Origin of the sequence: Collinsella sp. CLA-ER-H3 (genome assembly GCF_040092425.1) — a bacterium.
GTDB lineage: Bacteria > Actinomycetota > Coriobacteriia > Coriobacteriales > Coriobacteriaceae > Collinsella.
On the sequence record NZ_JBBNLP010000003.1, the window covers coordinates 1 to 14,127 of the forward strand.

General features: G+C 61.3%; 10 protein-coding genes. 4 read left to right on the forward strand and 6 right to left on the reverse strand.

All coding sequences use genetic code 11. The features are described from left to right. Nucleotides 1-977 precede the first annotated feature (977 nt). The 3 genes from AAAX32_RS02865 (at nucleotide 978) to AAAX32_RS02875 (ending at nucleotide 5,634) form a co-directional block, all read left to right on the forward strand. Entirely contained in the window at nucleotides 978-4,016 is a 3,039-nt protein-coding gene (locus tag AAAX32_RS02865) for an insulinase family protein (protein WP_349099944.1), read from the forward strand. A 570-nt stretch (nucleotides 4,017-4,586) separates the two neighbouring features. Further along, nucleotides 4,587-4,916, forward strand: coding sequence for a type II toxin-antitoxin system HicB family antitoxin (locus tag AAAX32_RS02870; RefSeq protein ID WP_022094981.1), 330 nt, complete (start codon nucleotides 4,587-4,589; stop codon nucleotides 4,914-4,916). A gap of 121 nt (nucleotides 4,917-5,037) precedes the next feature. Next, nucleotides 5,038-5,634: a 5-formyltetrahydrofolate cyclo-ligase gene (locus tag AAAX32_RS02875; protein WP_349099945.1), complete on the forward strand. Its 597-nt coding sequence runs from the start codon at nucleotides 5,038-5,040 to the stop codon at nucleotides 5,632-5,634. A 23-nt stretch (nucleotides 5,635-5,657) separates the two neighbouring features. Here the strand turns inward: AAAX32_RS02875 and metA are convergent, their stop codons facing one another. Next, complete coding sequence (gene metA, locus AAAX32_RS02880; protein ID WP_117583845.1) at nucleotides 5,658-6,584, reverse strand: homoserine O-succinyltransferase; 927 nt, start codon at nucleotides 6,582-6,584, stop codon at nucleotides 5,658-5,660. A 212-nt stretch (nucleotides 6,585-6,796) separates the two neighbouring features. Between metA and AAAX32_RS02885 the strand changes: the two genes are divergently transcribed. Next, nucleotides 6,797-7,774: an L-lactate dehydrogenase gene (locus AAAX32_RS02885; RefSeq protein WP_349099946.1), complete on the forward strand. Its 978-nt coding sequence runs from the start codon at nucleotides 6,797-6,799 to the stop codon at nucleotides 7,772-7,774. 132 nt (nucleotides 7,775-7,906) lie between these two features. Here the strand turns inward: AAAX32_RS02885 and AAAX32_RS02890 are convergent, their stop codons facing one another. The 5 genes from AAAX32_RS02890 to AAAX32_RS02910 form a co-directional block, all read right to left on the reverse strand. Further along, the gene (locus AAAX32_RS02890) at nucleotides 7,907-8,875 is read right to left on the reverse strand and encodes an SIS domain-containing protein (RefSeq protein WP_349099947.1); all 969 of its coding nucleotides are present in this window, start codon (nucleotides 8,873-8,875) and stop codon (nucleotides 7,907-7,909) included. Nucleotides 8,876-9,019: 144 nt separating this feature from the next. Continuing rightward, nucleotides 9,020-9,775 carry a GntR family transcriptional regulator gene (locus AAAX32_RS02895; RefSeq protein WP_349099948.1) on the reverse strand — a complete coding sequence of 252 codons (756 nt, stop codon included), beginning with the start codon at nucleotides 9,773-9,775 and terminating at the stop codon, nucleotides 9,020-9,022. Between the two features lie 2 nt (nucleotides 9,776-9,777). Then, nucleotides 9,778-11,760 (reverse strand): ATP-dependent DNA helicase RecQ, encoded by a 1,983-nt coding sequence (locus AAAX32_RS02900; RefSeq protein WP_349099949.1) that lies wholly within the window; start codon nucleotides 11,758-11,760, stop codon nucleotides 9,778-9,780. A gap of 321 nt (nucleotides 11,761-12,081) precedes the next feature. Next, nucleotides 12,082-12,801, reverse strand: coding sequence for a GntR family transcriptional regulator (locus AAAX32_RS02905; RefSeq protein ID WP_117877469.1), 720 nt, complete (start codon nucleotides 12,799-12,801; stop codon nucleotides 12,082-12,084). A 219-nt stretch (nucleotides 12,802-13,020) separates the two neighbouring features. Then, nucleotides 13,021-14,028, reverse strand: coding sequence for a YitT family protein (locus AAAX32_RS02910; RefSeq protein WP_349099950.1), 1,008 nt, complete (start codon nucleotides 14,026-14,028; stop codon nucleotides 13,021-13,023). Nucleotides 14,029-14,127: the final 99 nt, after the last annotated feature.

Sequence of the window (14,127 nt, forward strand, 5' to 3'; positions counted from 1 at the left end):
AGCCGATGAAGAAGATGTTGGAATAGCCCTGCTCGCAGACCTCGTCCACGGCAGCCTCAATCTGAGGACGGAGAGCGAGGGCATCGCTCACAACCTTCTCGTAACGAGGCTCATCGAAATTGAACATCCCTTACTCCTAACTCACTTAGATGAACCCTTCATTCATCCCATAACGTTATAATACTTTATATAACTAACTATGCAAGTATTATTTTGCTTCTGCTCTTTCCTCAAGCCCCTTAAAACAACAATCGGCGTTGTTGGACACAGCGCGCAAGTTCATTGAACGATTCAATGTGCATCGTCTCTGGTTAAATGACGTCTTATGCAAATACCTTTAATCCGCTTGAGGCCGACGAATCTTTTGACTGCCCGCAGAAGCTTTCCCGGAATTCCCTATGGATAGACGCACCGGCAATCGCTTCGTTGTCTGGCTTATTGCGCATTGCCGGGGCGTCTGGGAGAAAGCACAATCTACCGCGTGGTCAACTAGCGTTTCATCGGAATCGACCGCATCCGCGCCAAATACTAAATCGCAATCGTTGAAACTCGTCCGATCATATGGCGGCAATTTCTCGCCATAAAAATGCGTACGAAATAAGGGGGCAGCCGTTTGCAACTTGCTTTATTCGTAAATGTTTTTACTGAAAAAACAATCACCAACCAAACAGCACTATTAACAGCACTATTAATTGTTTGGCTCTTTGCTGTACAGCCATCTTTCGTATACGTCTCTCGTCTATCTCTCATCTCACGGTTGGAGACGAAAGGTATGCGGGAGTGGATAATTGGACGACATTTGGGCCTGCGACGGATTATTTCGTCCGAAAATCCACGCTCATTTGGCGGGACACGCGGGGCCCATGCCAATCCGCCGGCATCGTCTTCAGTTCGCCGCAGAGCCGCGGCCCCATATGGGTATACTCTCGGGGATTCGACTCGATTCGCCCCCGCTGAGGCGTCAAAGGAGACTGCATATGCCCACCACCTCAACCGACCCGCGCGCCGCTGCTGCCGCGCTGCTGGTTCCCGGTACCACCTGCCACGGTTTTGCCGTCGAGCGTTGCGAGACCGTGCCCGAGCTCGACTCGGACGCCTACGTGCTGCGCCACACCGCCTCGGGCGCTCGCCTGCTGTACCTAGCATGCGACGACGAGAACAAGGCCTTTGCCATTGGCTTTAAGACGCCGCCGGCCGATTCCACCGGCGTGTTCCATATTCTTGAGCACTCGGTGCTGTGCGGATCGGCCAAGTTTCCCGTCAAGGAGCCGTTTGTCGATCTGATCAAGAGCTCCATGCAGACGTTCCTCAACGCCATGACCTACCCCGACAAGACCATCTACCCCGTTGCCACCACCAACGAGCAGGATCTGTACAACCTGATGGACGTGTACCTGGACGCGGTGTTCAACCCGGCCATCTACACCAAACCGACCATTTTTGAGCAAGAGGGCTGGCACTACGAGCTAGACCTGCCGGAGGGCGCCGAGGGCGAGGGCGACGGTAGCTCCGCGATCCTGCGCGAGGGCACGCTGCGCTATAACGGCGTGGTGTTCAACGAGATGAAGGGCGCGCTGTCCGATCCCATGAGCGTGCTGGACGACGCCGTCAACGCCGCGCTCTATCCTGACACCGCCTATGCGCACGAGAGCGGCGGCGACCCGCGCGCAATCCCTGCGCTCACCTACGAGCAGTTCCTAGATACGCACGCGCGCCACTACAACCCCTCCAACTCCTACATCACGCTCTATGGAGATCTGGACGTGGACCGCGCGCTGGCCTTTTTGGACGAGCGCTATCTGTCGCAGCCGAGCGCTGCGAGCCGCCGCATGGACGCTGCCGTTGCCGCCGGCGAGGACCCGTCCACGCTGGCACCCAATCCGCTGGACGTGCAGGAGCCTGTGACCTGCGAGTATAAGCGCGTCGAGATGGCCAACGCGCCCGAGAACGCCTTGGTGGGCCTGGGTCTGGTGCTGGGCAGCGCGCTCGACCGCAAGCGCACGATCGCGGCGGATATCCTGTTCGAGGCACTGCTGGGCTCCAACGAAGCGCCGGTTAAGAAGGCCATTCTGGCCGCCGGCCTGGGCGGCAACGTGGTGAGCTACACCGCGGCCGAGAGCCTGCAGCCCTACGAGCTCATCATGCTGCAAAACGCTCAGGCCGGCGTGGCGCGCGAGCTGCGTCGCGTGTTCCAGGACGCCTGCCGCGACCTGTGCGAGCACGGCGTTCCGCGCGAGCGCCTGGAAGCCATCATCAGCAGCAACGAATACGACCTGCGCCAGCGCGACTACGGTATCGCCGACGGCGTGGCCATTGCGTGCGACGCGCTGAGCACGTGGCTCTACGATGACGACGCCGCGACGCTGGCGCTCAAGTACGGCCCGGTGTACGAGGAGCTGCGCAGCGAGCTGGACGGCAGCTATTTTGAGGACCTGCTGCGCGAGCTGGTGTTGGAAAACGACCACATGGCACTGGTCGAGCTGGTGCCGGTGGACGCCGCCGAGGGTTCGGAGGGTGCCGAGGCCGCCGAGCTGGCAGCCAAGCGCGATGCCATGACCGATGCCGAGCTGGCCGACGTGGTCGAGCGCACGGCCGCGCTGCGTGCCGCGCAGGAGGCAGAAGACACGCCCGAGGCCAAGGCCACGCTGCCGCGCCTGCGCGTGTCCGACATTGGCGAGGCGCGCCCCGAGCCGCCGCTGGTCGTAGACACGACCACGCCCATCCCCTGCCTGCGCCACGACATCCCCACCAACCGTTTGGCCTACGCCATGCAGTATTTCGACCTGAGCTGCGTCGCGTTTGAGGACCTGCCCTATGTGACACTGCTCTGCCGCCTGCTTAAGCAGCTGCCCACGCGCGAGCACTCGGCCGAGGAACTCGACAACTTGCTCGCTGGCAAGCTCGGCTTTTTGAGCTTTACGACCGAGGTCATGACCCAGCCCGACGTGGACGGCGTGCGCCCCTACCTGCTGGTGAGCGCCGGCGCCCTGTCCGAGAAGATCGATGCGCTGGCGAGTCTGCCGCGCGAGGTGTGGTCGAGCACGCTTTTGCTCGATGCCGACGCCGACCGCGTGCGCGACGTGCTCACGCAGATTCGCATTGGGCTTGAGCAGGGCTTTATCAACAACGGCCACTCGGCGGCGCTCGGTCGCGCGATGAGCTACAGCTCGCCTTCGGCCGTGGTGCGCGAGCAGCTTTCGGGCGTGAACTTCTACCTGTTCCTTCGCAATCTGCTCGAACACTTTGACGAGCGTCTGGACGACCTGCGCGCCAAGCTTGCCGAGCTGGCAGGCCGCATCTTTGTGGCCGATGGCTGCATGGCGAGCTTTACCGGCAGCGATGAGGACTTTGACGCGTACTGGGATGCCGCGGGCAACCTGGGGCTTGGCGCGGGCGATGGTGCCGGCCGCAACGCGCTCGTGGTGCCGGCGCCGTGCGACCACCACGAGGCTTTCGTGATCCCCAGCGACATCTGCTTTGCCGCGCGTGCGTGCGATCCGCGTCGCTTGGGGCTCGACGTGACAGGCGCTTGGGCCGTGGCTGCCAACGCGCTCTCCTACGACTACCTGTGGAACGAGATCCGCGTGAAGGGTGGTGCGTACGGTTGCGGATTCCGCGCAGCCGGCGAGCGTCAGGCGGCGTTCTACACCTACCGCGACCCGGCAATCGACCCCTCGATTGAGCGCGTGGAGCGCGCGGGTGCATGGCTTGGCAGCTTTGAGCCCGACGAGGCCGCCTTTGAGGGCTTTATCGTGAGCTGCGTGAGCGGCATGGACGCGCCGGTGAAGCCGTACGCGCTCACCAAGCGCCGCAACACGACCTACCTGGCCGGGCTTGACCCGCATGCACGCGAGGAGCGCCGCGCCCAGATGCTCGCCGCCACGCCCGGTGAGCTGCGCTCGCTCGGCACCGACGTGACGCGCATCGCAGCCGAGTCGCCCAGCTGCGTCTTTGGCGGCCGCGACGTCATCGCAAAGAGCAACGCCGGCTTTAACGTCATCGACCTGCTGGCTTAATGCACAAAGGTAGATTTTTGGGACATGCCTAAAAATCTACCTTTTTTTCTGCGGTTTGAGCGGGGCGGCGCAGCCCACCGCGGCGGTTTGTCTCAATCTGTAACATCTAGGTCCAATTTTGCCGAGTTACTGTTACAGATTGAGACAAACCGCCGCAGACGCCCACTCCACAGCACAGACCACCACAAAGGTGCCTGTCTCCTTCCTCAGTTGTGATTCGAACACTTGTTCTATACGCACACATGTTCTATAGTAGAGGTGCTTGCATCGAACTGAAATTGCAACTAGAATATAGTTGCAGAATGTGAGGCGGGATGACTCGATCCGATAAACTCATCGCCCAGCTGCTTAGCTGTCCTTCAACGTATAGATTCGCTGACTTTCTTAAAGTTATGGCTTCATATGGCTTTGAAATGGACAGCAAAGGCAAGACATCCGGATCGCGCGTTCGCTTCTACAGGCCATCAGATGGCAGGATGTTCGTAATGCACGCGCCTCATCCATCTGACGAATTGACAGCGGGGACCATTCGAAACATCGTTCGCTTTCTGCAAGATGTCGGAGGTAGTCATGAGTAACGTTTTGGCATACAAGGGTTATTTCGCCCCGGTCGAGTTCGATGCCGAACAGCATGTGCTAACAGGTATGGTCGCCGGCATTAGGGACGCAATCGTATTTGAAGGCTCCACGGCTGAAGAAGTGGAGCAATGCTTCCACGACGCCGTCGACGATTACCTTGAGTTTTGCGCCGAGAAGGGCAAGGAACCCGAGCGGGCTTTTAAGGGCTCGTTCAACGTAAGAACGGGCTCTGAGCTCCACAAGCAAGCAGCGCTGGCGGCGGCAAAGAAGGGTGAGTCACTCAATAAGTTTGTGACTGAAGCGATCGCTGCGGCGCTGTGAAGCCAACGTCGAGTCGAAGCCGCCACAAAGGGCGCCTTTGCGGCGGCTTCGACGTTTGCCCAGATAAAACCTGCCAAAATAAACCTGTCCTTTTTTGGTAGGTTTGGGAGAGGGGGCTAGGATGGACAAGGCTGAGTTGCGGCGGGCGGTGATTGCTCGGCGCGATGCTCTTGATTTGGACTTGCAGGCGGCGAAGTCTGCTGATATCTGCGCGCGGCTAGTTGAGCTGTTGGATCGCTCGGATGCCGCGGCGCCGCACACCGTTGCCAGCTATGCCGCGATGGGTTCCGAGGTCAACCCTGCCGCGTTTGCCGCTGCGGTCGCCGCGCGCGGCTGGCGCGTGGCCTATCCGTGCATGCTCTCGGCAATTGATGCCGCAGCTTGTGGCCAGCGCATGTGCATGCGAGCAGTTGCCGCCGACGATGCGTCCGCGGCTCCGTTTATCGCCCACCCCGCGCGGGCCTTCGCGGCCACGGACATCGACAGCAACCGCTTCCCCATCGTGCCTGCCGAAGCACTCGACATGATTGTTGTGCCGCTCGTGGCCTTCGATCAAACCGGCGCGCGCCTGGGCTACGGCGGCGGTTGCTACGACCGCTACCTGCCCATGCTCTCACCCGCATGCCAAATCATCGGCATCGCCTTTGATGAACAGCGTGTCGACCACGTTCCCACCGATACCCACGACCAGCCGCTACCCCACATCATCAGCGCCTAACGGCTGGCACATCTCCCGACGGCCTAGTGCTCTTCGCCGGCGCGGGCCAGGTCGTAGGGCGTGGTCTGGTAGACGTAGTAGTTGAGCCAGTTGGTGTAGAACAGCTGAGCCTGGCTGCGCCAGACGTTACGCGGCTCGGCGGTGGGGTCGTCGTTCGGGAAGTAATGCGCCGGCACCTGAGGGTTGAGGCCGCGCTTCACGTCGCGCTCGTACTCCAGGCGCAGGGTGTCGGTATCGTACTCGGGGTGGCCAAATACAAAGAAGCGACGGCTGTCGGTCGACTTGACGATGTACAGGCCCACCTCGTCGGACACGGCCACGACCTCAAGCTGCGGCTCGGCCTCCACGTCCTCGCGGCGCACGTCGGTGTTGCGCGAATGTACTGCATAGAAGCGGTCATCGAAGCCGCGGACCAGCGGGCTTTGTGGCTTCACCAGATAATGCTCAAACACGCCACTCGCCTTTGCCGGCAGGTCGTACTTCTGGATACCGTAATGATGGTAGAGCCCCGCCTGCGCACCCCAGCAAATGTGCAGCGTGGAGTGCACGTGTGTGGTGGACCAGTCCATGATCTGGCAGAGCTCGGGCCAGTAGTCGACCTCCTCGAACGGCATCTGCTCCACCGGCGCGCCCGTGATGATCAGGCCGTCGTAGTGGATGTCGCGGATGTCATCGAACGTGCGGTAGAACGTCTCCAGGTGACCGGCGCTCACGTGCGTGGCCTCGTGCGTCTTGGTGCGCAGCAGATCCACCTCCACCTGTAGCGGCGTGTTGGAGAGCTTGCGCATGATCTGCGTCTCGGTGGCGATTTTGGTTGGCATGAGGTTGAGGATGAGCACGCGCAGCGGACGGATGTCCTGGTGCAGCGCGCGGTACTCGGTCATGACAAAGATGTTCTCGCTCTCGAGCTGCGCGGCGGCAGGGAGGGCGTCGGGGATGCGAATGGGCATGGATGCTCCTTACGAGTCAGTTGCAGCTATGGTACAACGACCGGCCCCATCCGCGCGAGCACATCGCCCCGCGATGCCGTCGGCGGCCCAAATCACTCCAAAAGTAGAGATTACGGCATGTCCCAAAAATCTGTGGCGCTTTAGCCTAGCAAAGTGGCAACAGGACGCTACAATGGTTCGACGCGAAAAACTCGGCCGAAAGGATACATATAATGTACCAGACGCGTAAGATCGGTGTGGTCGGTCAGGGCCACGTAGGAGCACATGTCGCCAACAGCCTGCTCATGCAGGGCATTGCCGATGAGCTGTACCTGTGCGATATCAACGAGGCCAAGGTGACATCCGAGGTCCAGGACCTGCGCGACTCCCTTTCGTTTGTCCCGTACAACACCAAGATCGTCAACTGCTACGACCACTACGAGGAGCTGGCCTGCTGCGACGTCATCGTCAACGCCGCCGGCAAGGTCGCGCTGGCCGCCGGCAACCGCGACGGCGAGCTGTTCTTTACCACCGACGCCGCCCGCACCTTTGCCAAGCGCATCGTCGACGCCGGCTTCGACGGCATCTTTGTGAGCATCTCCAACCCCTGCGACGTCGTGTGCACCGAGCTGTGGCACCTGACCGGCTACGATCCCAAGAAGATCATCGGCTCGGGCTGCGGTCTGGACTCCGCTCGCCTGCGCACCGAGATCTCCAAGAAGGTCGGCGTGAGCCCCAAGTCCATCGATGCCTACATGATCGGCGAGCACGGCTTTAGCCAGCTGGCCGCCTTTAAGGCAGCAACCATCGCCGGCAAGAGCCTTAACGAGCTCCAGGCCGAGAACCCCGACAAGTACGCCTTTGACCACATGGAGGTCGAGGAGCTCGCGCGCAAGGGCGGCTATGTGACCTACCAGGGCAAGCAGTGCACCGAGTACGCCGTCGCCAACTCCGCCGCGCGCGTCTGCGCCGCCGTGCTGCACAACGAGCACGCCGTGCTTTCGGCCTCTACGCTTATGACCGGTCAGTATGGCGAGGAGGGCATTTTCACCTCCCTGCCGTGCGTGATCGGTGCCAAGGGCGTCGAGGAGGTCTACACGCTGGACCTGTCCGAGTACGAGCTCGAGGGCTTCCACAAGAGCTGCCAGCACATCCGCGACAACATCGCCCAGCTCGACTGGTGGGACGCCGAGGCCTACGACGCAAAGTAGGCCGCTGGCTGCCGCAATCTCGCGAATCTAAGCGCGATACCAAGCGGGCCGCGCCGGAAAACCCCGGTGCGGCCCGCTTTTTTGACTCACGCAGTGCCCTTGCGAATCGAAGGTGAATGCTTTTCTCGTTACTTAGTACTGCTCGATGCCCATGTAGCGACGAACCTCGGGGCTGTGGTCGAAGACCTTGCCGCGGGCGGCGCGCAGCTCGCAGCTCATCGCGTAGAAGAAGATCGGCTCCAGGAACGAACGCACGCTGTAAGGCACTTCGCCCACGCCGTACTCAAGCGCGTCGAGCACCATGATCGTGTCGGTGTGTGTGTTGAGGAACGCAAGCGCGCGCTCCTCCATGGGGCGGCACTCGCCCGCGCCAAGCTGCACAAAGTAGAACACGCCGGGCTCGGTGGCCTCGAAGGGACCGTGGAAGTACTCGCCGGAGTGGATGTAGCAGCAGTGCTGCCACTGCATCTCCATGAGCGAGCAGATGGCCATGGCGTAGGTCTGGCTAAAGTTGGGGCCGGACCCCAGGATATAGAAGAACTTGTGCTGCTGGCAGAGCTCGGCAAAGCGGGTGCCCAGCTCGGCGTTGACCTTCTCGCGGGCGGCGGGCAGCAGCGCATCCATCTGCTTGAGGCCCTCGTACATGTCGGCGAGTGCCTCGTAGCCTTCCTGCTGGTCGAGCAGCTCGGCGGCGATCAGAGCGCCGATACCCTGCGGCACCTCGGCCTGCGGCACGCCCTCGCCCCAGGGGTAGACCCAGGTGATCCACTTGCCGTTGTCGATCTTGGAGCCCTCGCAGTCGGTCATGGCGACGACCTCGGCGCCGGCAGCCAACGCCATCTCGCAGCCGTCGACGACCTCCTGCGTGTTGCCGCTGTGGCTGCATGCAATAACGAGAGACTTCGGCCCTAGGCTCTTGGGGGCCATCAGGCAAAACTCGCGTGCCGTGTAGACCGTCGAGGTAAACGTGGTGGCCTCGCGCTTGAGCAGCTCGTTGGCCGGCATCAGGTCGATCATCGAACCGCCACAGGCGATCCAAAAGACGTTCTCAATCTTGCCCTTGCGCTCGATGATTTCCTGAACCAGATCATGTGCGTTCATCCTGATGTTCCTCCTTGTGGGGCGGCTTTGAGCGACGGCAGCTCGTACCTGCTATCGTTCTATGTTGTCCTATTTATAACACGTGTAACAACGCCCGTGAAGTCATCTCGGCAAATTTGTTCTATGTTGTTCTATCTGTGGATGTTAGATGTCGAAGACGTAGCGCGAGCCCACAATCTTTTGGCGACCGAGCAGTAGAGGGCGCCCACCGGCATCGGTAAAGTACGCCTCCATATAAAAGAGCGGCTCGCCGACCGGCACCTCCAGCAGCGGGGCCGCCTGAGCATCGGCAAGCGCAATCTCCACGGTGCAGGGGTCGGACTTGTGCGGCGCGCGGCCCGAATGCTCGGCAACGAGCGCAAAGATTGAGTTATCAGTGAGGTCCTCGGCGGCCAGCGTCTGCAGGTAGGGATGGTCGGCGAGCACAAAGGCGTTGTTCTCGAGCATGACGGGGATGCCATCTGCCGTGCGTACGCGCTCGACCACGATAAGCTCGCAGCCGGGCTCCACGTCAAAAAACGCCGCATCCTCGTGCGTCGCCGCGACCACCGTGCGCGACACCAGACGCGCACCCGGCACCATGTCGTTGGCAGCGCAACCCTCAGTAAAGCTCTGGACGTCGCCCTTCTGGCGAATCTTGCGCTTGAGCTTGGGCGCACACACAAAGGTGCCCCTCCCCTGCTGACGGTTGAGATACCCCGCGCGCGATAGTTCCTCGATGGCACGGCGCACGGTGACGCGCCCCACGCCGTAGGACTTCGCGAGCTCCATCTCGGCAGGGATGCGCGAGCCGGCAGGGTACACGCCGCGGGCGATTTCACCCTTCAGGTCGTCCATAACCTGCTGGTACAGCGGCACGGCGGACACATCTGAGCTGCCGGTTTTATCGTCGAATGCCATCGTTACGCTCCATCCCGCGCATGCTCGGACTCAAACTCTTCAATCGCCGCCATAAACTGCTCGCCAAAGGCGTCGGCCTTTTTCTCGCCAATGCCGTTGACCTGGATAAGCTCGTCGCGCGTCTGCGGGCGCAGGCGGCACAGGCCGCGCAGGGCCCTGTCGGAGAAGACCATGTACGGCGCCATCTCCAGCTCGGTCGAAATCTCCTTGCGCAGGGCGCGCAGGCGCTCGAACAGCTCGGCATCGTCGCCCACGCGAGGGCGCTGATCCATCTCGGCCTCCTCGCGCAGCAGATCCACCGCACGGCGGGCGCGGGCCGAGGCCTTGCGCTTGGACGCGCGACGCTTAACGGTAAAGGCGAACGCCTCGTCCTCGACCTCGCCAGCACGCGGGCCCAGCCCCACGACCGGGTACTGCCCCTGCGAGGTGGCCAAATAACCGCGGCCGCACAGCTGCCCGATGATGTCCTTGATGCACCCGACCGATTCGCTCGACAGCTCACCGTAGCCGCGGTCCTCGTCCAGATGCATCTGGCGAATGCGCTCGGTGTTGCCGCCGTGGAGCACGTCGGCGATGAGCGACTTGCCAAAGCGCATGGGGCGCGTGGCGACGTAGCGCACGGCGGCGCGGGCCATATCGGTGACGTCCTCGACCTCGAACTGCGTGAGGCAGTTGCTGCAGTTGCCGCAGCCCTCGGCCTCGTCCGTGGCGGCGCCACCCGCACCAGCTGCGGTCGCATGCTCGGCTGCGGCCTCGTCGCCAAAGTAGCGCAGCATGTATTCGCGCAGACAGCCGGTGGTATTGCAGTAGCCCTCCATCTGGCTGAGCAGACGATATCGATTCTGAAGCGCCCACGCACGCTGCTCGTCGTCGAGCGCCTCGTCGGCAGCATCGCCGCGGTCGATCAAAAAGCGACGCATGCGAAAATCGTTGCCGTTCCACAGCAGGTGGCAGCTGGCCGGGTCGCCATCGCGGCCGGCGCGGCCCGCCTCCTGGTAGTAGGCCTCGATGCTCTCGGGCACGTTGTTGTGGATCACGTAGCGCACGTTGGGCTTGTCGATACCCATGCCAAAGGCATTGGTGGCAACCATCACCTGAATATCGTCGTCGATAAAGGCGCGCTGGTTTTGGCGACGGGCGTCGTTGCCCATACCGGCATGGTAGCGGCCAACGCGAATGCCGCTGGGACCCAGCGCCTCGGCAAGCTCACCTGCCAGCGCATCGACCGTCTTGCGGGTCGAGCAATACACGATGCCGCTCTCGCCCGAATGCGCGATCACATAGTCGCGCACCCACGCGGCCTTGGCCTTGTCGCCCATCTCCTCGCAGCCAAAGTAGAGGTTCTTGCGATCGAAGCCCGTCACCACCGTCGCAGGGTTTTGCAGGCCGAGCATCTGCTGAATGTCCGCGCGCACGCGCTCGGTCGCCGTAGCGGTAAAGGCCGCCACGATGGGGCGCTGCGGCAGGGAATCGATGAACTCGCGAATCTGAAGGTAGGCGGGGCGGAAATCCTGGCCCCATTGGCTTACGCAATGGGCCTCGTCAATGGCCACGAGCGGCACGCCAATGCCGCCTTCGGCCGCAGCTTCCTGCGCGAAGGCTAAAAAGCGCGGCTCGAGCAGGCGCTCGGGCGCCACGTACATAAGCTGGTAGCGGCCCTCGCGCGCCCGCCTGAGCACGGTGTTTTGCTGGGCCGGAGTAAGGCTGGAGTTGAGATAGCTGGGTCGCGCACCCGCCGCGAGCAACGCACGGGTCTGGTCCTCCATAAGCGACAGCAGCGGACTCACCACAAAGGTGATGCCGGGCAGCATGAGCGCGGGCACCTGGTAGCAAATGGACTTGCCGGCGCCTGTGGGCATAACGCCCAGCGCATCGCGACCGGCAAGGATCGCATCGACCATGCGGTCCTGCCCCGGGCGAAACGAGGTGTAGCCAAAATAGGCGCCGAGCGTGTCGAGCGCCATCTGCTGCATGCTATCGGTCATGGTTTCCTAACGTCCAAGTCATCTGCCGCCGATTATACGCCGCCACGCGGACCGGCGTCGCCCGGCTGTCGGCCACGGGCAACGCAATCCAAAAGGAACGAGCGTGGGATTTTTGGACACTTTCCCAACGGCTAATCTCTTGACAAGCGCGCAAACGTCGCTGGTTGAGCATAAGTCAGCGAAAACGCCCCTAAGCGAGCAAGGTGACGTGAAAGAGGAGGGAAGCGTACTTCGGTACGCGACCGACGATTGAACGTCAGATTGCCGCTTAGGGGCGTTTGCAGCGTCGAGCCGTTACGCGGTTTGGTAAAACCGCGTAACTTACATGACCATAACGTAGCGCGATCCCACGTAGTACTGCTTACCCATCAGAACCGGCTCGCCATTGGGACCGGTAAAGCTGGCACGCAGGTTGAGCAGCGGATCGTGCGGAGCAATGCCCAACTCGGCCGCCTGCTCGGTATTGGCACGAACGGCCTCGACCGTGCGGTAGCCAACCGAGACAATCGGCGTTCCGCCAACACGCTCGACCTCGGCAAAAATCGACTTGTCCTCAAGATCGGCCGTCAACAGCTCACGGTAGGCGTCAAACGGCACAAAGATGTTCTCCTCAAAGATGGGCTCGCCGTCGGCTGTACGCACACGCTTAATATGCAGCAGCAGCGCGTCCTTTTGCAGGCCAAAGAACTCCATCTCGTTTTGACGTGCCGGCACAATCTGGCGATCGACCACATGCGCGCCCGCCTTCATGCCGTTGCTGGCACACAGCGCGGTAAACGTCTGCAGCGTCGAAGCGTGGAACTGACGATTGATGTGCGGCGTGGAGACAAAGGTACCACGGCCCTGCTGCTTAACCAGGTAGCCATCGGAGCACAGCTCCTCGACGGCGCGGCGCACCGTAATGCGGCTCACGTCGTACTGCTCGGCCAGCTCAAGCTCGGACGGAATACGCTCCTTGGGCGCATAAACACCTTTCTCGATCGCATCCTTGATTTCGTCGTAAATCTGCTGGTAAAGCGGTGCATTTTTGGGCGCGGGCATATCTGATCACTCTTATCGAAATATCGAAATAACTAATACGTATATAACGTCTAGTTTCATGTTACCTCATAATGATAAAACGATACACCCTCCCTACCAAAAAGCGACAGCTTCATTTTGGTAGGTTTTATCTGGGAAAACGAAAGTCCCTCGAAAGCAGCGAGGCTTTCGAGGGGCTCATACGGAAGGGTTGCGCCAGGCCGGCAAAATGCCAATACCCTACCTGCCGTCGTCCTGCTGCAGGCTGTCCTGCTCGCTGAGGCGCGCCTGCCTGCTGGCCATGCGTGCGGGCTTGTCGGGATCGGGAACGGCCGTGGGCATGGGCTCGTCGACATGACCGCCCCACCAGCCGCCCACAAAGTTGAGCGTGTGGAACACATTGATCACGGCGCCGGGATCAATGTCGCACACCAGCTTGATAATGTCCTGGCTCTCATAGGTCGATACAACGGCGTGCAGCAGGTACATCTTCTCGCGGCTGTATCCGCCAATGACCTCGGCGCAGCTAATGCCATGCTGAAAATGGTCAACATAGGCGGTCATGACCTCGTCCGCCTTGCGCGTCGTGATCTGCAGCGTCACGCGATCGTAGCGACGATAGAAGCTGTCGATGGTCTTGGTCGAAATAAACTGGAACACGATGGAGTACGCCGCCTTGTCCCAGCCAAACATAAAACCAAAGATCGCCAGGATAAAGCAGTTGAAACCAAAGATGACGCCCCAGATGGTCTTGCCCGTGTGGTTGGAGACCCACAGCGCGATAAAGTCGGTGCCGCCGGTGGATGCGCCGGACTTGAGCGCGATGGCAGCGCCCAGACCCGAGACCACGCCGCCAAAAATGATGAGCATGATCTTGTCGCCCAAAAACGGGGCGAAGTGAAAGACGTTGAGGAACAGCGACGAGAGCACGACCTGCATCATCGAGAAGATGACGAAGCGCTTGCTAATGCCGCTCCAGCATAGGAGCGCCACGGGGATGTTGAGCGCAAGCATACCGAGCGAGATGTCGATGTGAACGCCGCCAAGCGAGGTAACGCGATCGAGCAGGACCGCGACGCCGGTGAGACCACTCGGAAGCAGGTCGGCGGGCCGAATGAACGCCTGGATCAGGAATGTCTGGAGAACGGCGGAAATGGTGACCGCCACGGCGGTGATGGCGCGGCGGACGATGGTGAGGCGGCCGAGCACGAGCGCGCGGTCCGTGAGCTGATCGATGGCGTTCGCCACGTAGGCTCCTTTCGAAGGCAGATATAGTTGTGGGGCGTGCCCGCGATTGTAGCATGGAGCGTACGGGGGCGCTTCAATTCACCCTCTCTCGACAACCAT